Annotated in this window: 18 protein-coding genes and 1 pseudogene; 5 read left to right on the forward strand and 14 right to left on the reverse strand. The window is 46.5% G+C overall.

The window, feature by feature from the left end; genetic code table 11:
• The 14 genes and pseudogenes from BL249_RS14635 to tssF form a co-directional block, all read right to left on the reverse strand.
• A partial coding sequence (locus BL249_RS14635; RefSeq protein ID WP_342633895.1) for an IS1 family transposase occupies positions 1-131 on the reverse strand: 131 nt, incomplete at its 3' end.
• A gap of 326 nt (positions 132-457) precedes the next feature.
• On the reverse strand, positions 458-1,024 hold the full coding sequence (locus tag BL249_RS14640; RefSeq protein WP_099706290.1) for a DNA-3-methyladenine glycosylase I: 567 nt from the start codon (positions 1,022-1,024) through the stop codon (positions 458-460).
• Between the two features lie 214 nt (positions 1,025-1,238).
• Positions 1,239-3,077, reverse strand: coding sequence for a selenocysteine-specific translation elongation factor (gene selB, locus BL249_RS14645; RefSeq protein WP_099706264.1), 1,839 nt, complete (start codon positions 3,075-3,077; stop codon positions 1,239-1,241).
• Positions 3,074-4,468 (reverse strand): annotated as a pseudogene (selA, locus tag BL249_RS14650) (L-seryl-tRNA(Sec) selenium transferase). Before selA ends, selB begins: the two are co-directional and overlap by 4 nt.
• Positions 4,469-4,479: 11 nt before the next feature.
• Complete coding sequence (locus BL249_RS14655; RefSeq protein WP_099706265.1) at positions 4,480-5,091, reverse strand: glutathione S-transferase; 612 nt, start codon at positions 5,089-5,091, stop codon at positions 4,480-4,482.
• Between the two features lie 96 nt (positions 5,092-5,187).
• The gene (locus tag BL249_RS14660) at positions 5,188-5,826 is read right to left on the reverse strand and encodes a helix-turn-helix domain-containing protein (protein WP_099706266.1); all 639 of its coding nucleotides are present in this window, start codon (positions 5,824-5,826) and stop codon (positions 5,188-5,190) included.
• 137 nt (positions 5,827-5,963) lie between these two features.
• Positions 5,964-6,440, reverse strand: coding sequence for a DcrB-related protein (locus BL249_RS14665; RefSeq protein ID WP_099706267.1), 477 nt, complete (start codon positions 6,438-6,440; stop codon positions 5,964-5,966).
• Positions 6,441-6,455: 15 nt separating this feature from the next.
• Positions 6,456-8,081 carry an OmpA family protein gene (locus BL249_RS14670; protein WP_158233086.1) on the reverse strand — a complete coding sequence of 542 codons (1,626 nt, stop codon included), beginning with the start codon at positions 8,079-8,081 and terminating at the stop codon, positions 6,456-6,458.
• Between the two features lie 2 nt (positions 8,082-8,083).
• Positions 8,084-8,701, reverse strand: a complete 618-nt coding sequence (locus BL249_RS14675) for a hypothetical protein (RefSeq protein ID WP_099706269.1) — start codon at positions 8,699-8,701, stop codon at positions 8,084-8,086.
• Positions 8,695-10,020, reverse strand: a complete 1,326-nt coding sequence (locus BL249_RS14680; protein ID WP_099706270.1) for a GlcNAc-transferase family protein — start codon at positions 10,018-10,020, stop codon at positions 8,695-8,697. Before BL249_RS14680 ends, BL249_RS14675 begins: the two co-directional genes overlap by 7 nt.
• Before the next feature lie 25 nt (positions 10,021-10,045).
• Positions 10,046-11,047 carry a fimbrial protein gene (locus BL249_RS14685; protein ID WP_099706271.1) on the reverse strand — a complete coding sequence of 334 codons (1,002 nt, stop codon included), beginning with the start codon at positions 11,045-11,047 and terminating at the stop codon, positions 10,046-10,048.
• Positions 11,047-12,117, reverse strand: a complete 1,071-nt coding sequence (locus BL249_RS14690; protein WP_099706272.1) for a type VI secretion system protein TssA — start codon at positions 12,115-12,117, stop codon at positions 11,047-11,049. Before BL249_RS14690 ends, BL249_RS14685 begins: the two co-directional genes overlap by 1 nt.
• Positions 12,118-12,164: 47 nt before the next feature.
• Complete coding sequence (tssG, locus tag BL249_RS14695; RefSeq protein WP_099706273.1) at positions 12,165-13,199, reverse strand: type VI secretion system baseplate subunit TssG; 1,035 nt, start codon at positions 13,197-13,199, stop codon at positions 12,165-12,167.
• Entirely contained in the window at positions 13,200-15,077 is a 1,878-nt protein-coding gene (gene tssF, locus BL249_RS14700) for a type VI secretion system baseplate subunit TssF (protein WP_099706274.1), read from the reverse strand.
• 353 nt (positions 15,078-15,430) lie between these two features.
• On the opposite strand from tssF, the gene tssH reads away from it, so the two are divergent.
• The 5 genes from tssH (at position 15,431) to BL249_RS14725 (ending at position 22,846) form a co-directional block, all read left to right on the forward strand.
• Positions 15,431-18,091 carry a type VI secretion system ATPase TssH gene (gene tssH / locus BL249_RS14705; RefSeq protein ID WP_099706275.1) on the forward strand — a complete coding sequence of 887 codons (2,661 nt, stop codon included), beginning with the start codon at positions 15,431-15,433 and terminating at the stop codon, positions 18,089-18,091.
• A gap of 68 nt (positions 18,092-18,159) precedes the next feature.
• Entirely contained in the window at positions 18,160-18,699 is a 540-nt protein-coding gene (locus BL249_RS14710; protein ID WP_099706276.1) for a fimbrial protein, read from the forward strand.
• Between the two features lie 124 nt (positions 18,700-18,823).
• Positions 18,824-19,588 (forward strand): fimbria/pilus periplasmic chaperone, encoded by a 765-nt coding sequence (locus BL249_RS14715; protein WP_099706277.1) that lies wholly within the window; start codon positions 18,824-18,826, stop codon positions 19,586-19,588.
• A gap of 76 nt (positions 19,589-19,664) precedes the next feature.
• Positions 19,665-22,265: a fimbria/pilus outer membrane usher protein gene (locus BL249_RS14720; RefSeq protein WP_342633900.1), complete on the forward strand. Its 2,601-nt coding sequence runs from the start codon at positions 19,665-19,667 to the stop codon at positions 22,263-22,265.
• Positions 22,250-22,846 (forward strand): fimbrial protein, encoded by a 597-nt coding sequence (locus BL249_RS14725; RefSeq protein WP_143354795.1) that lies wholly within the window; start codon positions 22,250-22,252, stop codon positions 22,844-22,846. The genes BL249_RS14720 and BL249_RS14725 overlap by 16 nt, the downstream gene beginning before the upstream one ends.
• Positions 22,847-22,893: the final 47 nt, after the last annotated feature.

Below are 22,893 nucleotides of genomic sequence, written 5' to 3' on the forward strand. Positions count from 1 at the left end.
TAAGCGTAAGTGAGTTGAAACACGCGGTGGCAGTCACGGCAGCGAAATCTGTCATAGCCTTTAGGGTTCTGACCATGGCGGTAAACCTGAACAGACTGACAACGGGGACAATGAACGTTAACGCTGGCCATAAGAGAACCTCAAAAGCCCGCATTATACATCAGATTCAACCAATTAGAGGCATCACCAAATTTTGCATAAAATCACCGGAGGAAATATAAAAAAAACGCAGTATGACCATAATGAAATTGTTGCAGTCACCCGGCCGGTTAAAATTACCGCTTTATTAAAAAGATCATTAAAAAAACGCCGTCTTATAACTGGCACAAGGTGCACGAGATGATGACTGCAGCTGCGGCCAGAGACCACTGGTTGCAGCTGGCTATTCCCGCTACAGCAGATGTTGAACGGTGGTAACAGTCAGCGCCTGTAAGGGGGTTAGGCCCACACAGGGTGATTACCCCACCTGGTTATCCGGATGACAGAAACAGCCGGTGACATGATCGTTAATCAGTCCGCAGGCCTGCATAAAGGAATAGCAGATGGTGCTGCCGACAAAGGTAAAGCCGCGTTTTTTCAGCGCCCGGGATAGCGCATCTGAGGTTGCGCTGGTGCTGGGGGCGCTGCGGTAGTCGGTATAATAATGTTGCTGCGGGTGGTTATTAACAAATGACCAGACAAAAGCGGCAAATTTCTCCCCCTGACTTTCCATTGCCAGCAGCGCCCGGGCATTGGTAATGATGGCGGTAATTTTGCCCCGATGGCGGATAATTCCGGCGTTTTGCAGCAAATTTTCCACATCTTCTTGGTTCATCAGCGCCACCCGGTCGGGATCAAACTGATGAAAAGCCTCACGATAATTCTGGCGTTTTTTTAAAACGGTAATCCAGGAGAGTCCGGCCTGCTGGCCTTCGAGGCAAATCATTTCAAACAGCGCCTGTCTGTCGGTTTGCGCAATACCCCATTCATTATCGTGATAATGCAGATATAGCGGATCGTCAGTTACCCAGCCACAGCGTTGCATTGCGTGTTTTCCTTCATGATGATGCCGGCAGGCCTGCGCTGCGCCTGGCGTTAGCCGCAAACCTGTCATAGTGTCATTATGCCGGTTAATTTTCTCTTCACTATAGCCTGTTTTAGGGGTATTCGGCTGCGCCCTGAAGTCATTTAATGTTATGTCATCGGTACCAAAACGCAGCGGCTGGCCGCTATGGTCGGTTAAGCCCGACGGGACAGGCTTACTGAAACAGTGATTCATCGCGCAACAGGTGCAGGTTGCCTTTACGCCGGGTGAAACCGCTGTGATCAAAATATTCCAGTATCTGCACCGCCAGCTTACGACCAATGGCTAAATCATTACGAAAGTCAGCCGCACTGACGCCGCCGTGTTCAGCACAGTGATGACGTACCAGCCGGGCAAATTGGTTTATCCGATCGCGATGATAAAAGCGATCGGGAATCACTGCGATCAGCCAGCCGCAGCGGGCGGCTTTGTTTAGCAGCAGGCGCAGCACTGTTTCTTCGCAGTTCAGGGTGCGGGCGAGGTCGCGCACCCACCAGGGGTCGGCAGTAAACAGCGTTTCTGCCTGTTGCCACAGCACCTGTTCTTCAGCGGTAAAATGCAGCCTGAAGCCGGGTAAATGCAGCCAGCCGCGCTGGTTTTTAATTTTGCCTTCATCCAGTAGCTGCATAATGAGTGTCTGCACTAATGGCGCCGGTTTATCCGCCAGTGCAATACGTCGCAGCCTGTCGCTTGCCAGGCCAGGCTGATCGGCCTGTGTCTGATGAAAGCGGCCCAGTGCCTCAAGCAGATGTTGACGCCACTGCGCCGCCTGCTGCGGCAGTATAAGGTGATCGCCGGCAATGAGTGGTCTGAGGGGGGCCAGTAAAGTGGTTAATGCCGGCGGGGTAAGCTGTCTGGCCCAGCCGATCTGCTTGAGGGAACCGGGTTGTTCAGACAGCCGGATTGCCAGACGACGTTGCTCATCCTGGGTGTTTGCCAGCTGCTGTAACCACGCCAGATAGTCGGGCTGGCGTTTGCCGCGTTTTCTGGGGGTCAGCAGTATGACACGTGCCCCGGCCAGCGTCTGACGGGTATGGCTATCACGCACAATCAGCCGGTCTTCTTCTGCCAGCCATAAAGGACGTTCACTGATCAGCTCGGCGAGATCGTCGCCAAGTAAGGCAATGCGCCCGGTTACATGGCTTACGGCATGATAAATCTGTACGCTTTGCCAGTGATGAATTGGCGCACGTATATCCAGGCTGACAATGAAGCGCTGTGCAGCCGCAGGCGGCGGCTGGGTGAGCAGCCAGTCGCCGCGATGGACCTGTTGTTTGCTGATATCACCCGCCAGATTCAGTGCAATACGTTCACCAGCGACGGCGCGTGCGGTCTGCTGATTCTGGCTGTGCAAGCCGCGCACCCGCAGCCGGCGGTCAGCGCCGGTCAGCCAGACACTATCTTCCAGTGCCACTTCGCCTGCCAGGCAGGTGCCGGTTACTACCAGCCCGGCACCTTTGACGGTAAATACCCGATCGATGGCAAGACGAAAGGGGCGCCCGCTGGCCGGTGTTCGTGCTTTCAGCTGGCGTAAATGCTCGGCCAGCGTGGCGATGGTCGCCGGTTGATAGATGCTGGTAGCCACACAGGTGATGTTCTGCCAGCCGTAATGCCGGGCAAGCCCGATAACCTGCTGGCGTACCTGGGCCAGTCGCTGCGAGGAAACCCGGTCACATTTGCTCAGGGCAACGCTCAGCGTCGGGCGCCCCAGCAGGCTGAGCAGTGACAGGTGTTCTTCGGTTTGTGGCATGACGCCGTCATCGCAGGCAACAACCAGCAGTGCGGCATCAATGCCGTTGATACCGCTTAACATATTGCTGATAAATTTTTCATGGCCGGGAACATCAATAAAACCGATAACCCGCCCTTCTGGCTGAGGCCAGTAAGCATAGCCGAGATCGATAGTCATACCGCGCGCTTTCTCTTCCGGCAGCCGGTCGGCATTGGTACCGGTCAGGCTGTGAAGCAGGGCGGTTTTGCCGTGATCGATATGGCCGGCGGTGGCGATAATCACGGCGCGCTATCCGGCGCAAGCATGGTTTCAAGAAATAGCGCTTCATTTTCCAGACAGCGTAAATCCAGCCATAGCTTACCGTTGTGCAGGCGGCCAATAACCGGTATTTCGCGCTGGCGCAGTTGTGCTGCCAGCGCATGCAGGCTGCTATCGCCGTTTGCCGTGGGCATAAAGGTCAGCGCGTAGCCAGGCAGGCGGTCAACCGGTAACGACCCGCTGCCGATTTGTGACAGACAAGGTTCGGCATTGACCTGCCAGCCGGCGCAAAAATGAGCGCGTAATGCAGGCAGCAGGCGTTGTGCCTGTTCGGCGAGGATGTGCTGACTGCGGGTGAGTTTATTCAGTGTCGGCAGCTGCTGAGCGAGGAGTTCTGGCTGCTGATACAGCGCCAGCGTTGCATCCAGCGCGGCGAGGGTAATTTTATCGGCACGAAGCGCACGTTTGAGCGGGTGTTGCTGTAGCCGGGCAATCAGGGCGCGCTTACCAACAATGATACCGGCCTGAGGGCCGCCTAACAGTTTATCGCCAGAAAAGCTGATCAGGTCGACGCCGTCGGCGATCAGCTGCTGCGGCATTGGCTCTGCTGGCAGGCCGTAGGCGGTTAAATCTATCAGGGAGCCGCTGCCGAGATCAGCGACCAGTACCAGCCCGTGGCGCTGTGCCAGCGTCGCCAGTGCGCTTTCACTGACACAGCCGGTAAAACCGTTAATCTGATAGTTACTGGTATGCACTTTCATCAGCAAGGCAGTTTGTTCACCGATAGCCTGCTGATAATCATGCAAATGCGTGCGGTTAGTGGTGCCGACTTAGCGTAGCGTACAGCCAGCCTGGCGCATTATGTCAGGTATGCGAAAAGATCCGCCAATTTCAACCAGCTCACCACGTGACACCAGGACGTCTTTAGCCGATGCCAGTGCCGACAGTATCAGCAGGACCGCTGCGGCATTATTGTTAACAATGCAGGCATCTTCTGCCCCGGTCAGTTGGCAAAGGCGCTGTGCCAGCGCCCGGTCGCGATGGCTGCGTTGGGCGCCACTCAGATCGTATTCAAGGGTCACCGGTTCACGCATGGCGACACAGGCGGCGGCAATGGCCTGTTCTGCCAGCTGTGCGCGGCCGAGATTGGTGTGTAGCACGGTGCCACTGAGGTTAAAAACCTGACTCAGCGCATGACGCTGGGCGCTGCACAGGCGCCGCTGGGTTTCCTGATGCCAGTCAGGATACCAGTCGGGCAGTCGTTGCTGACGGCTGATCAAATGGCGGGCGTCCTGCTGTTGCTGGCGTAATATGGCGGTGACATGCTGGCGGCCGTACTGTGCAATCAGCGCGGCAAATGCCGGCTGACGTAACAGGCTGTCAATGGCCGGTAGCTGACTGTAAAGCGTGTTCATGAGATCCCTGTCTAAGGTGCCGGTGGACGGGTACGGGCAAAGCTGTCGCGCTGGAAAAGTTTTTCTGCCAGTTTCACCAACGCAGGCCGGTTTACACACCAGTCAGGGGAAATATGACGAAAATTGAGATAGCCCAGCATGCAGCCACAGGCGATATCGGCAAGGTTTATCTGTTCGCCGTTAAGCTCCTCACCTTTTGCCGCTGCTTGTTCCAGTTCATCCAGCCCCTGGTGAATTTTTTTCCGCTGGCGGGTCAGCAGTGATTCGCACTGTTTTTCGGGGGCGCGCAGCTGCTCACGGACAATCATCAGTGCGGCTTCGCAGAGGCCATCGGCCAGCGCTTCCAGCTGGCGTATTCGCAGCGCCGCCATGGGCGCTTTCGGCACAAAAAACGGCGGCTTATCCTGCAGTTCCAGCCAGCTGGCAATGATTGGTGAATCATACCAGACTTCATTTTCACTGACCGCCAGTGCGGGGACTTTACCCAGCGGGTTATAGTCAGCCATCTGGCTGCTTTCCAGCCAGGGATTTTCATTTACAAATTCAAAGAGAATGCCTTTTTCCATCAGCATAATGGTTATCTTGCGCACAAAGGGGCTGGTGTAATTGCCGATAAGTTTCATTATGCTCTCCTGTCCAGGCGTAGGGGCTCAGAGGATGGGGAAATTTTTCCCGGGAAACATAATCATTCTGTCTGCGCCCACTGCAGATGACAAGTCTCAATCGGTATTCGGTGGCGAATTGTTGATAGTGATGAGATTATACATTTCCCAAAACAGATACTGCTGCATTTCTTTATTAGCAGCAATACTTGTGGCCAACCGGTAAAGCTGGTATTTACTGCGCAGACGCTGTTTGCTAATCAGACTTCGTTTGTAGTTGTAAACACTTTTTTCCGAACATCCCAGTAAGCTGGATATTTTTTCCTGTTTTATTCCCTTGCCTATTAAATCCATCACAACTTTTTCACGTAATGACAACAGATAAAACCCTCTGGCGTGTGCGTTCCTGTTTTTATTTTTTAATGGGGCTTTTTGGGAAGTAATGTTGTTGTCATTTTTAATTTTAGTTAATATTTCTTTGATGATGTCGGCGATGTTTTTGTTGCTATTTTTTTTAATCATAACGTCGCGTGCATACAGGTTATTTATTGACATCTTTTTTTCTGTTCTTTCAATTGTGGCAAGAATGGCAAATTCATCATAAAGATAGAGCTTTATTGGGTTTTTATTTTTTATTACATAATCACAACCTTGTGGGTTGTTCGTTATGTTTTCCACTTCAAATTCATGAGAAATAACTTCATGAAGGCCTTTTTTATAATATATATTTTTGGTGACAACTGATATTTCCAACATGACTTGTACTCCATCGTACTCATGGATGTTGTAGATGTTCTATAAATTGATATCCCTCAGAATAAATCGTGTTGTGGATTATCCAGCGGAGGGATGCTTCTTATATAAGTAATATTTTTATAATGGCGTGATGGTTTTCAGTCATCCGTATCAGGCGTAAAGTTATTTATCACACTGACATAATGACGCCTTTGATGTTCGGTGAACTCATCTTCTGCATTTAAGGTAAAAATGATAATGTCTCTGCCGCCGGGGTTGTAATGTTTATTTTGTGGTAGTCTTAAAATTGACTGAACCTGACGGATAACTTTTCCATTATTAAGGTAGCGGTTGGCGACCTGAACCGTACTTAATTTTGCCGGGCCTATCTCATCTTTAAGCAGCTTGCCCTCAATCTGAAAGCCAGGTAGCCGGTTAAGCAGGCTGTCCATTTCTGACTGACACCACTCCTCTATCGTTTGTTCCTCTTCAAGAACCGCACGATTAATAATGAACTGGTATTCATGATTATCCGGGTCGCGGTACATAAGAATATTAATGGTTCTGTCGAGCACCGGCAGTGGCGTCAGAAATGAACCTTCAAAAATAGTATATGAGTTATCACTTTTGCTCATAATATATGACTCCTGTTAGATTTTGATGGTGGATGGAATAATTAAAACTTCAATACGCCTGTTAAGCTGGCGACCCGTCGGGCTATTATTGCTGGCGACGGGCTCTGCATCTCCTGCTGCATTAATCATTATTCTTTCTGGCGCAATATGATTTTTTATTAACCAGTTGCGGGTGGCAGAAGCACGCTTCTCTGATAAATACAGGTTATATTCTGTATTACCGGTACTGTTGGCATGTCCGGTGATTAACAGCCTGCTATCAGGGTGTTTTTTTGCAAGCGTAATAACTGGTTGTAGTTGCTGTTCTGAAGCGGGCAGTAAGACGGCACTTCCCGAATTGAAAAATGCTTGTGATGCAGACGACGTAAATATGTTAATAGATTTTAGCTGTGCCAGTAATGTACTAATACGGGAAATAAACAGAGCATAAGGTAACAGCCCCCAGTGTTGATTTTTATCCGTGGACCAGCGTTGTATCCATACTTTTTCAACATTGCTCAGAGTCTTTATTTTTTCTTCCAGTCTGATTGCAGAAATATCTTTCATTGAAGCAACGTGATTAATTTCTGCTTTAAATTTTATTTCTTTTTCATATACAAAGAAGGTATGTATAAATAAGCTTGCCATAATTAATAATGTTGAGAAACAAAGCGTCCAGTAGACAGGTGGTAAGGTCATCCTGGTGGTTTTACGGATTACAATCGCCGGCGTCGCTACTGGCGTCACGACCGCAGGTAACGGTGGTAAAGTGATACCTGCACTCAGCGACGGTAAAATAGCGTATTGTTGTTCAAGCCAGTTTGACCATGCCCCGTGACGGGTAAAGCCGGTACCGTAGTCACACAACAATATTTTATTAAGCCGTAAAGCAGAAAATGAAAAGAATTTTTCCATCGTCTGAAGAAGTCCGCTTTCCGTCATCCATTGTATTAATGTAAGACTCATCACCGTACGCTGTATTTCTGAACGATTTATTGCGCAGGCATTTTTTAGCGTTAATCCGAGGTCGTGCAGCGCCTGACTAAAATCAACGCTCTGTGCCTGTTGCGCCACCAGTACGTCGTTCCAGCTGGCGTTATTGACGGCCTGGCTACGGCGTTCATTGCTCAGGCGGGCATAGATGGCAAAGGTACAGGGAAGCGCAGATTTTTCCAGCACCGGCTTAAAGCTTGTCATCCAGCTATTCAGCTTGTTTATTGTCAGTTCAATGGTTTCATTATCATCGGGCAGAAAGGGAAAAAAGGTGTAAACCGGCGTAGTCGGATAATGCTGCTGCAGATAGTTAAGGCGCTGTTCTAACTCGTGCGGCGAGGTGATTTGAAGCCAGGTAACCGTGCCGGTATAGCGAACGCTTTCGCTTTGCTTCACCTGGCGAAACCAGCTGGCGGTATGTGGGCCAAGCAGGAGAATCACCGGTTTATTCTGAGTAATAACCGGCTGAGTAATTTGTTCATTAACCTGGGAAATGCCCGCCAGTAGTTGATAGCGACATTGAAGCGCTATCAGCACAGTAATGACCAGAAGAAAGAGAATATTTGTGCTGCCTGGCATCGTTTGCGGATATATCAGGCCAAATATGAATATTGCTATGGCAAGAAAACTCGCGCTAACCAGCAGATAAAATGTCATTTTTTTGTTCATTATTATAGTCCACCCTGAAGAAAGGTTCGGCAGCACGCCCATAACACAATCAGTATTAGCGCACAGACCGAGAGTTGTGCTAAAAATGGTGTCCAGAATGTATATTTCTCAATTATTTCTTCATAGGATATATTAGGTTCTTGATCGATGGATTTTATTTGTGTATGTGTTGCCAGACTATGTGTCTTTTTATTTAACTCTTCGGTGAGTGGGATATATATTTTTTGTAATTCCTTCGATGCTGATAATGTCGGGCACAGGGTGATCAACCGCAAGGCACAGAAGGCAACTTCAGGTTTATTTTTATTAAATAATATGCCGGCATGTTCTGTTCGGAAAATTTTATCTTCATTATGTCCATAGAAAAAATGTGTCAGCTCATAACCGTTCCATTTTAAGTTTCCGCATGCCAGACTGTTTCTTATTTCTGTATCCATCACCACGCTGATAAGCCGACGTATTGCGTCGGTAATTTTCACATCATAACCTGTCGATTGACAAAAATCTTCGGTAATATCAATCAGTTTTTCCTGAAGATTTAATAATGATGGCACAATCCCACTCATTGAAATGAGACTGTGGATTGCTATAATTTCATTAAGATGTTTATTGTTTACCACGGTTTCTCCAGCATAGTACCCCAGCTGTCATTATTCATATAGGGACAAATACGAATATATGCCGGACATGTTTTTTCATGCGTTATCACATTTAACTTTAACACTATTTTATTTTCATGCTGAGTGCTGGTATTTTCCTGGAGTGATTGTGCAGTATAATTTTTTGTTAATACGGTCGTGTTGTCTGTGCTGTATACGTTAACCTGCCAGCTGGCAATATCCTGATTGTTTAAATGTACTTCGTTTTTTTCAAGAATAAGCTCATTTTTACAGGAATAAACTAATGACTCCAGCCATTGTTCGTGTGAGGAGGGTAACTCGTTAAACCAGTTTACCGTTAAAGGTTCTAATATTTCAGGGTGTATTTTCTGAGTAGAGAAATCGATACCAATATGGTATTGGTATAACTGTAAGTTACGTTCAATATCCTGATTTCCAGTCTGTATTTTTGTCGAGGTAAGCATGTTATGAATGCTTTTTTTTGCTTCGCGATCTCTTTCCCACCATGTCTGACTGACTAAACCGTGTTTCTTAGCCTCATCATTATGATCCTCCCAGATTTTCGGTGAGTTTTCCCGGGTGTAAAAATGCCATAATAATATTTTATGTGGTGACCAGAATTCATATCCCTGAAGCCAGGCACGCACTGCCATTGAGATCTCTTCACCCATAAAGAAAATATTCGGATCATTGGGGACACGGGTAATGAAATGCCCATCTGCAAAAATAAATCCTGCCGCCAGGTAACCGCAGCGCTGCGGCGTATCCGCAATAAAGGGTTTTGAGGTCAGACTGACGATGCCATCATCAGTAAATCCATTAAAAATCAAACGACTAACAAAATCTCTGCGCGTTTCTGGTTCGCCAGGCGTATAGGCCGCCGGATAGCTGGAAAGCACCGGCCACTGACTTTCTTGCCGCAGTGATTCCAGCATGGTTATCATTTCGCTGTCCCATTCCGGGATAAAGCGGCAGTGTGAGTCTATTTGCAGAAAATAATCCTGTTGATCATAACAACGGTCCAGAAGATGCCTTGCCCAACAGGCCCCCTGACTTGAAAGATAATGAATATTGATTACCCTGACCGTAGTATTCCGCCAGATAAAATTAAAGCATGGGTAAGAACCAGATATTGTGCTCTCAACCAGCTTCATCCCTTCATTAATAAAAATCTGTGTATTCAAATCTGACTGTAAGCATATGGCTATATTTAGTCTTTCTGGATATTTAGCCTGGCTCACCATGTCGCGTAACGTGGGCAGTAATTCTGAGTCACGATAACTGGCAATGCTGATAAAGATTGTCTTTTCCTGTCGCATAACTGTTCCCTGTTCATCAGTTTTATTAATTCATTTCCAGAATGATTTCAGCGGAAGCTGAAAACGGTCCTCTTTTTGGAGGCTGAGTGGAGGCGGATTTAAGTATTGTCGCCGTCCATTTGAACTGAGCGGGAACATTACTATTGAGTGAGTTAATGATTTCTGCATTGGTGCCGTCGACATGCATTATTGAACCACTGCTATCGTCAATGCGGATTTTTAACCGATCATCGTTTCCTGCACTGTCAGTAACCTTAATATAATTATTATCACTGTCTGGTGTGGTGGTGGTTAATTTAGCTGTAGCCGAGTAGTGGCCGTAATCTGTGGCACAGGTCATAGAGAAATTAAGGGGCCTGCTGACACCTTTTGCAAGATCATCGGGCGTTACGGTATTAAAGTTGACCGTTTTTTTGCCATCCAGTCTGCAAACCGGTGTACTAATGATGCGTATTTGTCCAATCATCAGCGTCTGCGGAAAAGGTCCAATACCGCTGTTGTTAACCCAGTTATAAGCAATCTTACCCGGATCGAGAATGACATCTCCGGTCTGGGGGTTATTGAGTTTAAGCTGTGATTTTGTTTTAAATATTTGCACCCGGTAAAAAGCTGCTGGCGGGTAATCGAGACGCATCTCTGTTGTTACAGAATTCGTGGGGAATTTGCCAAAAGCTACACCGTTATACCACATTGGCATTATTTCTAAGCCGTCTATTTTGGTTGCATACATTCTTTGCTGGGTTGCCTGGCCCAACAACGGTGGATAAACATCCTTTCCATATCGGTCCCCTTTCAGACATTTAAAGCTTACTTTTGTGCCATGAGATGAGTCCCAGCTACCTATTGGTGTTGAACGATCCGCCGGTGCATCAGCATCAACAAAAACAGTGAAGGCGGGCACGCTAAGAATTACCGGTTGCCCACCGCCTTCCGGTGGAACAGTATCCAGGACACATTGTGCTAAAGCCGGTGTTGTAATGAATATACTGACGATTGCCAGTATGGTGGCCATCCTTTTTTTCAACATTAGCACTCCTGAGAAGTTGCGATTTTGGCAATAACATCTGCTGGTAATAACTGAAGTAATTCAGTAAAACTTTTGCCAATGATCTGTTCGGTGAACGCCAGTAAGATAATCGCCGGACTACTGGGTTCCATTCTGCTAAACCAGCGGCGAATTTCACGCAGCTGCTGAATCGCATCGCCACGGTTAGCAACCGTGGCGACTTCACCGGCGTGGGCGGAGGCCGGCATTACCGGTGCTTCGGCAATAAATTCACTACCGGTTGTTACCGGCGTGTGGTTTTCTTCGCTTCTCTGCTGCACGGCGTCGTCGTTTTCCTGCGCCGGACGCTCAGCCTCGGGGGCAGACGGTGAAAGAAAGTAACCAAGCAGGTTAAGCAGCCGGGCAAAGTCGGGCACATCCTCATCGGGCATCTGCTGTCTGAGCGTGGTTTTAAGCTGATTAACTTCCTGAAATAAAGCATTAAACTGCGCAATGATCGGCGCCTGGGTTTGCTGCCATTGTTGCCATATCTGGCTCAGGGTTTCTTCCGGCAACGCATCGTCGGCACGCGGCACGCTATTGGCGCGCTCGATATCACGCACGGTTAATTGCAGGCCGGCCACCGACGGTAATGACTGCTGGCGAATGTCAGCCAGCAGGCCGTCATTAGACTCCAGTTCTGCCAGCGCATTATTTCGCATTATGGGTACGAACTCCCCTTCATCCATCAGCTGAGGATGAAGCTGCTCTGGCCACTGTTGCAGCGCCCAGGTTAAGGCTTTTATCCCGTCGGTCAGGGCAGAGAAACCGTGCTGGCGCATGCGACAACGCATCAGAATAATTACTAACCGGATATCCTTTGAGCGTTGCAGTAACTTTTGGGTTTGCCGTTCAGTGTCTGCCCAGTTTATGGGATTAACCGATTCAACAAAGTCACCGTATTCTGCGCCTAGTCTGGGCTGCAGCTCACGTTGCAACATAATAAAATCAGCGTCGTATTCCAGACTTTCACCGCAAGGTGGCGACTCAGCCACCGATTCCGCTAGCAAAGCATAGTCTTGTGGACATGCTGTGATATTCTGCTGTTGCATCTGATCTTTCCTTATCTTTCGTTTATATCCCTGACTACATTCTGGTTTTATGTGGATGGCTGACAGTACATTTCCGGGTCAAAACTCATGCCGGCAAGCGGACTGGAACAGTCGGCGCGTTCTAACCAGCCGGTGTAACCCAGCTGATGTTGTTCACCTAAGGTGGCACAGGGGACTTCATCGGCGCTGAGCACAAGAATGACTTCCCAGGCGTATTCAAAGCCGACGAAGTTGCGTACCCATTCACGTAGTACCGGTAAATCTTTGCCCCAGGGGCTGAAATGCAAATATTGTTTTAGGCTCAGGGGACCAAAAAGCAGCTGAAATTTATGCTGCCGGTCCTGCACCGTATCGCCAAGAATTGCGCCATCACCTAATTTCAGGCAGCTGAGATTGTTACCCAGCTGGCTTTGATCTTCTGCTTGCAGAAAAATCCACTGTACGGCGAATTCTCTAATCTGAACCGGCACTTCAAAATAATAATGAAGCGCGCCGACCAGGCCTTCGGGATTACGTGCTTCACGTATCAGGTGGGAGACCGACGCCAGCCGGGGGTGGAGCGGTAATTCACTTCCGGCCAGCTCCTGTGGTTCTAATCCGGCAAGGCTGCCAACATAAAACGAAAATTTATCTTCGTGTTGTCTGTCCAGCGAGGCGGTATCCTGAGAGAGGAACCAGGCCCGGTAAAAATGCGACAGGGCGCGGTGATGAAAGATATCAACAAACTCATTGAGCGTATTGTCGTGGTTTTCACTGCGGGTATAGGCTACCTCTGAAAGATGCAGTGGCATCGCCCCTTGCGGGCCCCAGACACCTAAGCCAAACAGATAGAGATGTAATTTGTCCGCTTCTTTTTCAATACGGGCAATCTCACGTGGCGCAAAAACCATATGCGCTAACTGACGGAGACGAAAGCACTCCTGTGAGGGTAATAATGCGGTTCCCGGTGCTGGCCATTCCGGTGTCTGAGCCGCCAGGGTACGCATGATGCTGATAAATCCACTCTGCCACGGTTTATCCTGCTGATACCAGGAGGTTAACTGTGGCGGAACGGTGGGTAACGACCTTGTGGTTTGCGACATTTACAGTACCTCCCGGCGACCGGGACGCGCCGGCCAGTAGGCAATTTTACCGCGCTGCATTGAACTGAGTTCGGTTTCAGTAAATACGTTAATTGCAGCATGCCGGGCAATGTAGTTTTCCATGATCAGGCCGAAGAGGTAGGGGCTGACGCCTGAAAAACCCTCTTCGTCGACCGTCAGCGTGCAGCGTATGCCGCGTCCGTAGATCAGTAAGCCACTCCCCGGTAAACGTCTTATTACCGGTTCGCTGTGGCAGCCGACCAGCGCATTGATTTGTGCTGTTGAGTCATAATCCACATCGCTGATAAACAGTTTCAGCATATTACGTAGTGATTCGCCCCCCTGGCTGTGCGTCATATCTGACAACGGCAGGTAATTAAAACTGAGTTGTCTTATCAGACGCCAGGCGGATTCTCTGACGGCGAAAGGGGCTCTGGGGGGGCTTATCTGACAGACTAAGCGGGCGTTTTCAACCGGCGCGGAATCAAGCATAGTCAGTTCCAGATTACCACTGGCAGCCACCAGCATAGGCAGATCGCGATTGGTCACCAGGGCGTTGATGGACAAATAGCGAATATTGCCGCTATAGGGCGCTTCCCTTTGATCAACCAGGGAGATAAAGACTTCAGTGCCCGAATATGCTGCGCGCGTGTCGTATTTGCGCGCATTACTCACCTGGCGATCTTTACGGGTGATGGAGAAATAACGACCAAAATTACCGTTGTCACAATGCTGAGTTTGGTAAAGGGGATTAAAAATAATTTTATTATTTGTCTCCGCTTGCTGACCAAATACTTTGCTGACAGAAAATATCTCAAAATCAAGGGGGCGGCTGCGGTCCGGTACCACATGAAATTCGTTCATCGCCCGATTGATTTCCAGCTTATCCAGCTGCCTGGAAAAAAGATTAATCACTGGTGTACAGTAAAGCAGGAAGCAGGCAGGGGAAATATGGCCAATAAGGTTTTGCGACAACCGGTCGAGTAAGATGATAACTTCCATTTCTGAAGAATCATTTTTTTTAACACAATCAGCCAGTTGTGTTAGTGTAAAAAAGTAAAATTGCTTACGGAAAGAAAAATATTCCTGGATAAGATTGTGACCATGGAAGATATTCCATGAAACAGGTAGCAAACCCTGGCCTGGCTCAAGACCTTCAAACGAGAGGGCATCCTTTTCTATAATATAATCGTTTTTATCTTCACCGCTTCCCGATCTTAAAATAGTGGCAATGTGTCCGGCATGAATCAACTCAAAAATATGCGAAACGATTCTTTCCTCGCCGCTAATATAAACAGGAAGTTTATCAAAGCCTTCAAGTTGAGAAAATTTTATATCCCCGTTTAGCCTGAGTGTGATGCGTAACGCTCCTTTTAACTTATTGGCGTTGATATGATGCTTCTCCAGTCTTGGCATGTCGGGCGGTAACGAACTCAGGCGTGCCTCAGTGATTTCCATCGGCCAGAGCTGCACGTCTTTCCCGCTGCGAAATTCGCAACGCGTGGTCTCATCCTTTATTATCGGCATAAAAAAAGCGCTGTTTCCTGGCACACAATAACCCTGTGTCAGGTCACCTTCTTTAAGGTTAGGTTTGAGCTGAATAACGCTCATTGATGGCGTTGGTGCGGTATAGTTGGGATAAACTATATCCAGTAAACGCTGGGTAAATAGTGGGAATTCGGCATCCAGCTTTATTTGAGTTCTTGCCGATAAGAAGCAAAACGCTTCAATCAGCCTTTCCACGAAAGGATCAGTGGTTTCAAGGCCTTGCATCCCCAGTCTGCCGGCAATTTTCGGATGTTTGTCAGCAAACTCCCGTGCCATTTCGCGGATAAAGGTGAGTTCCTGATTATAGTAATTAAGAAAGATGTTATTCATTTTTAACCGACGATATTTAGTGAGATTCCCTGTTACTGTTAACCGTTGTGATAATGATTCTGTCTTACTGTTACTGAGAATATATTTTTGTAATGAATAAAGTCATTTCGATATGATTATTGCCGCTGACTTATATTATCCCTGCGGTACACAATTGCTAGGTAAGATAATACAATATTATGTTTGTCCGCAATGAAAAAGTGACTTGTTGTCGATTTTTATCTTTTTTAATCCCAACTATTTTTATTTTTTTCTTTAATTCTGATTTTTAAAGTTATGCTTTAATTTCATTGAATGTGAATAGTATAGTCGGTAAAGATTATGGAATAACTCTCATCAGTAAAGGGATAATTGTGGCTGTTTTAAGGAAGAATCTATTCGGAAAGTTAGACTATACACTTTTCAATACAATTGAAAGCGCGACCTCGTTATGCAAAATGCGCGGTAATCCTTATGTTGAGCTGGTGCACTGGATTAATCAACTGTGGCATCATGATAACAACGACATAAAATGTATTGTCCGTTATTTTAATATCGATGGCGAAGAGCTGGAGCGGGCGCTGACCCGTGAACTTACCCGTTTGCCTGCTGGCGCTACAGCAATATCTGATTTTTCTTATCATATAGAACTGGCCATTGAGCGCGCCTGGGTATGTGCCAGTCTCGAATACTTTGAAAGTCGGATTCGTAGTGGACATCTGCTGTTGGCATTGCTGACCAATATGGAACTTCGGCGTGCATTACTGACGGTTTTACCCACACTGGAAAATGTCGCTCTGGATGCGTTAAGTAGCGATCTTGAATACATTACGCGTGATTCACCAGAAGCCAATGAGTCCGCTACAGACGGGACAAATTATTATGATGGCTCTCTTCCTGGTGAAGCTAGCCAGGCGCTAAATGATCAGACCAACGCTAAACTTGCTCAGTTTACGACAGATCTTACTGCGTTAGCTAAAGAAGGAAAGATTGATCTGATATCAGGTCGCAGCCATGAAATATCCACCATGACGGATATTTTGTTACGGCGAAGACAAAATAATCCGTTGCTGACCGGTGAAGCCGGCGTCGGTAAAACGGCAGTGGTGGAAGGATTTGCCCAGGCCATTGTTGCGGGTGAAGTTCCGCCGGCACTCAGCGAAGTGCGGTTGCTGTCACTGGATATTGTTGCGCTTGCTGCGGGCGCCAGTATGAAAGGAGAATTTGAAGCCCGACTGAAATCGGTACTGGACGAAGCAATTGCTTCCGCAGACCCCATTATTTTATTTATTGATGAGGTCCATACTCTGATTGGAGCCGGTGGCAATGCTGGTACAGGGGATGCTGCCAATCTGCTTAAACCGGCGCTGGCACGGGGGCAGATTCGTATTATTGGTGCGACAACCTGGATTGAATTTAAACGCCATATTGAAAAAGATCCGGCTTTAACCCGACGTTTCCAGGTATTACAGGTTGAAGAACCTAACGAAGAAAGCGCATCAACAATGCTGCGTGGACTGATTCCTTCGCTGGAAAAGCATCATAATGTGTTAATTAGCGATGATGCTGTGCAGGCGGCAGTACATCTTTCGCACCGCTATATTCCCGCCCGCCAGCTGCCAGATAAGGCAATCAGTTTACTCGATACCGCCTGTGCGCGCGTCGCGATGGCGCAATTTACCCCGCCCGCAGAATTACAGCAGCTAAACTGGCGTTGTGAAGTGGCTGAAAAAGAACGGAGGTCGCTGGACAAAGCGCGTTATCTCGGTACCGAGCATCAGGCACGCATTGAACAGCTCAATGCGACGATTCGCGAAACCCAGGCGGCGCAGGCAAAATTGCAACAACGCTGGCAGGCAGAACGCGAGTGCGTCGTGAGTATCGTGATACAACGCCAGCAAATTGTTGAAGCGATTGAAAATAACGATGCGGTGTTGCCGGCGTTACGGCAAAGTCTGACGGAACAGGAGCAAATGCTGGCTTCGCTGCGTCAGGAACAAGCGCTGGTGCATGCAGAAGTAAGCGCAGAGATTATTGCCCGCATTGTTGGTGACTGGACCGGTATCCCCGTCGGTCAGATGATGAAGGATGAAGTGCGTGCAGTAATGGAATTACCGCAGCGTCTCAACGATCGCGTGTTTGGGCAGGAGTATGCCCTTGAGCAACTGAGCGAAAGCATAATGACCGCCCGTGCCGGACTGGCGGATCCCCGTAAACCAATTGGGGTTTTTATGCTGGTAGGTCCTTCTGGCGTGGGGAAAACGGAAACGGCCCTGGCAATTGCTGAAAGTATGTACGGCGGTGAGCAAAATCTGATAACGATAAATATGAGTGAATATCAGGAGGCGCATACTATTTCGACCCTGAAAGGATCGCCTCCGGGTTATGTGGGCTATGGCGAAGGCGGGGTGTTAACTGAGGCGGTTCGCCGTCGTCCTTACAGCGTGGTTTTGCTTGATGAAATTGAAAAAGCCCACCCCGATGTACATGAATTATTCTTCCAGGTATTTGACAAAGGTCAGATGGAAGACGGTGAAGGGCGATTAATTGATTTTAAAAATAGCGTCCTGTTATTAACCAGTAATAGCGGGAGTGAACTGATTGAACAGCTTTATGCTGATAAAGAAACAGCACCCACTCCAGGAGCACTGTTAACCGCACTCCAGCCGGCACTGCTGAAATCTTTTCCGGCAGCATTTCTCGGACGAGTGACCATCATTCCTTATTTACCTTTACAACCAAAAATTCTTAATAATATTGTTAGTTTACATTTGGAAAGAGTAAACAATCGCCTGTTCCAACAGCATAAGTTGATACTGAATTATGGTGAGGATGTTGTTGAGTTTATTGTTTCTCAGTGCCGGGTAGGTGAAACAGGAGCACGTCTTCTGATTAGATTTATTGAAAAAAATATCCTACCTAAAATTGGCAAGAAAATATTGAGTAGCCAGGACTTGCCGGATAATGGCAGGGTCAGTCTTGAAGTTGACTCAATTAATAATGAAATAAAGGTAACTGTAGAGGAGGGAAGATAACTTAAGCTTTAATCACTTGTGCTTAAATGGTAATTATTTATTCTTTGTCTAAATAAATGGAGTTTAGTATGCATAAATTAAAAAATGCATTGCTCATGGTAGGGGCTGCTGCCTGTTTTAATGTCCATGCAGCACCCGATGGCAGAGTTACGTTTAATGGAACTCTCACTGATGATACCTGTCAGGTAAAGCAATCCAGTAAAGATATCATTGTTACGCTGCCAACCATTGCAACTGCAAGGTTGGCATCTGCCGGAGATGTTGCCGGGACAACCGCTTTTAAAATAGAAGTAGTCAGTTGCCCGGTATCTGTAAAAAGAGTATCCGCGCATTTTGAAGCCGTTCAGAACAGTGGTTATGATCCGACCACCGGTAATTTACGCAACATCATTGCCAAAACCGGTGGTGGCGCTTCAAATGTTCAGGTCAGGCTTTATAACATGGATGACAACAGCCAGGTAAATATTGGTCAGACCGGTCATCCTTATCAGGTTAACGATAGTTCACATGAAGCCACCATGTATTTTGCCGGCGGTTATTATGCTACAGGAACAGCTGAAGCAGGGAAAGTAAATGCGAATGTACAATATGTAATTGCATATCCCTGATTTTAACGGACTGTAACAGCGCTTTTTACAGTTGTGACTCGTCAATCGACGAGTCACATTTTTATCGTACAGGAATACAGGCGTTAGTGAAATCAGACAATTTGGAATGAAATAAGGGCGTTAAATGAAAATGAGGATAATATTATTCGTATTAGCGATGTTGACATGTAGCTTTCCATCTATCGCAAATATGACTATTAGTGGTACCAGAATTATATTTCCTGCGAACGAGAATGAAGTGGATGTTCGTACTAATAATAAAGGAAGTCAGCCTGCGCTTGTGCAAGTATGGGTTGATGAGGATAAATTGAATAGTAATCTTAATAATATTAAAGTTCCATTTATTTTAACGCCACCAATTTATCGGGTTGAACCTGGAAAAGGGCAAAGTGTCAGATTAATATACAATGGAATGAACTTACCACAGAATCGTGAATCTGTTTTTTGGTTTAATATGCTGGAGATTCCTCCTAAAGTTACTGAACACGTTAGTCAGCAGCGGCTGGATCTTGCCTTTCGGACCCGAATAAAAATATTTTATCGTCCATCCTCTATTTCTAATAGCAACTCATCAATGTTAAAGAAAAATCTGAAGTGGCAGGTGGTGAATACCCCAAAAAAGGGGACTGGTGTTAAAGTTACCAATCCTACGCCATATTATTTTTCATTTGATGAATTAACCGTGGAAAGTCAGGGAAAAAAAACAGAACTAAATGTTAAAATGGTTTCTCCGTTTTCATCTGCCATTTTTTATCCAATAAAAAAGACCATCTCCGGAGAAAAAATCACTGGAATTTATTATGGATTAATTAATGATTACGGCGCAGTTATAAATTCCAGGCTAACTTTATTGCCTTCTGGTATCTATAGTGAGGATGCGAAGAAATAAAGTATGGTTTCATAGTATTAAACTAGGAAGAACTGACATAAAAACAATGTCAGACTACATACAGGGAGTATAGAACGTGAGGTTTCCAGGAGCAGCCGGCACAAGTTCTTTTATTAAATACCGCCCAATATCATTGCCATTCACCATAACATTAATTGGCAGTGTTCTTTTTTTTCGTCAGGGATGGGCTGCCCCTCAGCAACCTGTATTATCTGATGAAGAAAACAACGAAGCCTCAATGGATTTTAATCCAGAATTTTTGCATGGCAATGGCATTGATGTATCACGCTTTAGCGAAAACAATCCTATACCGCCAGGCAAGCAGAAAGTGACCGTTTTGGTTAACGGTGAGACCAGAAGAAAGATGACGGTGGATTTTGTTCTGCGCCAGGATAAAAAAAGCGCAGAGGCCTGCCTGTCATTTCGCCAGTTAAAAGAACTCGGTATTCGCATCAAGGCTGAAGATGGCATGGATTTAGATAAATGCAGATTTATCAATGAATGGGTGCCATGGGGTAAAAGTGAATACAATGCCGGTGACTTTGAATTAAATATAAAAATCCCACAAATTTATATCAACCAGCTACCCCGTGGCTATACCGATCCCAGCTTATGGGAAGCAGGTGAAACGGTTGGTTTTCTTGATTATAGTGCTAACGTTTTTTCCATGCACAATGGAGGAAACAACGATGCCAGGAAAAATAATTACACCGGCAATCTTGGGCTGTTCGCTGGCGTGAATATTGGCCAGTGGCGTTTGCGAAACCGACTCAATACCAATCTGAGCAGCCAGGGACCTTCATCTACCCGTAACCTCAATGCTTATGCCGAACGTGATATTACCAGATTAAAAAGTCAGCTGGTTTTTGGTGAGAAAAATACCTCCGGTGATATTTTTGATAGTTACGGTCTACGTGGGATACTTTTACAGTCTGAAGAGCGTATGCTGCCCGATTCTCTGCGTAACTACTCTCCCGTGCTGCGTGGTGTTGCAGAAACTAACGCTAAAGTGACCGTCAGGCAACGTGGGTCGATTATCTATGAAACAGTGGTACCGCCCGGCCCGTTTGAATTAGGTAATATTGGTACAATGGGCTACGGTGGTGATCTTGAAATGATTATTACCGAAGCAGACGGACGTATAAAAAGAATAAATATTCCTTATTCTGCCCCTCCGATGTTATTGCATCAGGGCATTTCCCATTTCGCACTCTCCGTCGGACAACTTAAAGATGAAATGGTAAAAAAACATCCGTTTATCGTACAGGGCAGCTATCGTTATGGCTTGTCTAATCTGATGACACTGTTTAGTGGCGTTCAGATTGGTGAAAAATATCAGTCAGTAGCGGCAGGTAATGCCATTAACACCCCCTTTGGTGGCATTTCATTGTCTATCATTCATGCACGATCGGAATTATCAGACAATAAAAAATCAGCAGGAACCAGCTATCAAATAAATTATACAAAGTATATTAGTAGTCTTAAGACAAATTTACTTATTGGTGCTTACAGATATTCTTCCGGGGGATATTATTCCTTTCGTGAAGCCAGTATGGCGCGTAATAATGTCGATCAGGATAACTTCAGGTTTATTGATTTCAGGCAGCGTCAGCGTATTTCTCTCACATTATCACAACAGATCTCTGAAAATATTTCCCTGTATCTTACTGGAAATCAGTATAGCTATTGGGGTAATCGCAGTTCGTTGCGGCAGTATACTTTAACGCTGAACCAGCAGCTGAAAAACTTCAGCTATGCGTTGACTGCAATGCGCACACTTAATAAAGATTATAAAAATGAAAATAGTGTTCTTTTATCAATTAATGTGCCGCTTGGTAATGATCTTATTAATAAGAAGCCAGTATTCAATTCGCTGTATAGCAGTGTGTCACACAATAATAATGGTAATACACAATTCCAGACGCTACTTAATGGTAGTCAGGGTGACCAGAACGAATTTAATTATGGCATAGGCGGTACCATGAATCATGATACCGGTAATAAGGCGAATAATATGCTGACCGGAAATATGAGTTATCAGTCAGGCATGGGTCGTTTCTCCGCAACAGCTTCTGTGAATAATCATAGCGCCAGCCAGCTCTCTTTATCGGCAGATGGCAGTGTAGTAGCGCATCCGGGAGGGGTCACGATGGGACCAGCATTGGGTGACGCGCCTTTTGCCATTATTGATGCTCAGGGTGCGAAAGGCGCCAGACTGCTGAATGGATATGGCAGTCGGGTAGATGGTTTCGGCTATGCGATTATGCCTTCATTAACACCTTACCGGGAAAATACGGTGTCGCTGAATGCCAGAGGATTACCGATGGATGTTGATCTTATTGAAAACGAAAAGGTCGTTGTGCCGAGATTAGGGGCTGCGGTGCCTGTCAAGGTCAAAACGATCACGGGTCATCCAATGATATTAACCCTTAAGGATAATAAAGGCGAAACCTTACCGATTGGTACCGATTTGCAAAATGCAAAAGGTATCAGCCAGGGCATTGTCGGGCAGGGTGGTCAGGCGTTTGTGCGTGGCTGGCAACCGGGCAAAGAAGCGCTGTTTGCCATGGTTAACGGCAAAAAAATGCATTGCCATGCCCTTTCATCTGCTGAAATTAAGTCAACGTCTAAGCGAGGAAAAATTATTCAATTGGAGGTAATATGCACGCAAAATTAATGCGACAAGCGTACCGAAAATTTGTCAGGCTGATGGTATTGGCGACAGGAATATTAAGCAGCTTTGCGCTTCTGGCCAGCGATTACTGCTCATCTTCCGGTGCCTGCCGCATTCCGGTGCAGTTCAGTGGGATTTATAAGGATGAAACCTGTCGCATCAGTATAAATAAAGGTAGTTCAGACGAAACGGTTAATTTGCCCAGCGTGTCTACCACTAAACTACAAAATGATGGTAATGAAGCGGGTAGTCAGCAGTTTAATATTACTCTGCGCGCCTGTCCGGCGAGTCAAAAAATTAATCTTCGTTTTGTCTCTGCTGGTAATCAGGTGGATAAAAGAACAGGTAATTTATTAAATAGTACCGCTAGCGGAATGAGTAAAGCTGTACAGATACGAATTCGTAATGAGGCATCGATACAAATGGTTGTTGATGATCCTTATAGCTATCAATCATATAATATTCCATCAGGAGGCGACGATGTGACACATTTTTTTAGTGCAGCCTATTACGCAAATGGTTCCAGACGTGTTACGCCAGGTAGCGTATATGCATTTTCTGGAATAGATCTGGTTTATAACTAAGGTTTTTATGCCCATGACGTTTCTTAATTATTATTAAGAAACGTTAG

The organism is Erwinia sp. OLFS4 (assembly GCF_002752165.1).
Lineage (GTDB): Bacteria > Pseudomonadota > Gammaproteobacteria > Enterobacterales > Enterobacteriaceae > Izhakiella.

Excerpts from the sequence above, each read along its gene's own strand:
- BL249_RS14640 (WP_099706290.1), bottom strand. The coding sequence starts at position 1,024 with ATGCAACGCTGTGGCTGGGTAACTGACGATCCGCTATATCTGCATTAT.
- BL249_RS14655 (WP_099706265.1), bottom strand. The coding sequence starts at position 5,091 with ATGAAACTTATCGGCAATTACACCAGCCCCTTTGTGCGCAAGATAACC.
- BL249_RS14660 (WP_099706266.1), bottom strand. The coding sequence starts at position 5,826 with ATGTTGGAAATATCAGTTGTCACCAAAAATATATATTATAAAAAAGGC.
- BL249_RS14665 (WP_099706267.1), bottom strand. The coding sequence starts at position 6,440 with ATGAGCAAAAGTGATAACTCATATACTATTTTTGAAGGTTCATTTCTG.
- BL249_RS14670 (WP_158233086.1), bottom strand. The coding sequence starts at position 8,081 with ATGAACAAAAAAATGACATTTTATCTGCTGGTTAGCGCGAGTTTTCTT.
- BL249_RS14680 (WP_099706270.1), bottom strand. The coding sequence starts at position 10,020 with ATGCGACAGGAAAAGACAATCTTTATCAGCATTGCCAGTTATCGTGAC.
- BL249_RS14685 (WP_099706271.1), bottom strand. The coding sequence starts at position 11,047 with ATGTTGAAAAAAAGGATGGCCACCATACTGGCAATCGTCAGTATATTC.
- BL249_RS14690 (WP_099706272.1), bottom strand. The coding sequence starts at position 12,117 with ATGCAACAGCAGAATATCACAGCATGTCCACAAGACTATGCTTTGCTA.
- tssG (WP_099706273.1), bottom strand. The coding sequence starts at position 13,199 with ATGTCGCAAACCACAAGGTCGTTACCCACCGTTCCGCCACAGTTAACC.
- tssF (WP_099706274.1), bottom strand. The coding sequence starts at position 15,077 with ATGAATAACATCTTTCTTAATTACTATAATCAGGAACTCACCTTTATC.
- BL249_RS14710 (WP_099706276.1), top strand. The coding sequence starts at position 18,160 with ATGCATAAATTAAAAAATGCATTGCTCATGGTAGGGGCTGCTGCCTGT.
- BL249_RS14715 (WP_099706277.1), top strand. The coding sequence starts at position 18,824 with ATGAAAATGAGGATAATATTATTCGTATTAGCGATGTTGACATGTAGC.
- BL249_RS14725 (WP_143354795.1), top strand. The coding sequence starts at position 22,250 with ATGCACGCAAAATTAATGCGACAAGCGTACCGAAAATTTGTCAGGCTG.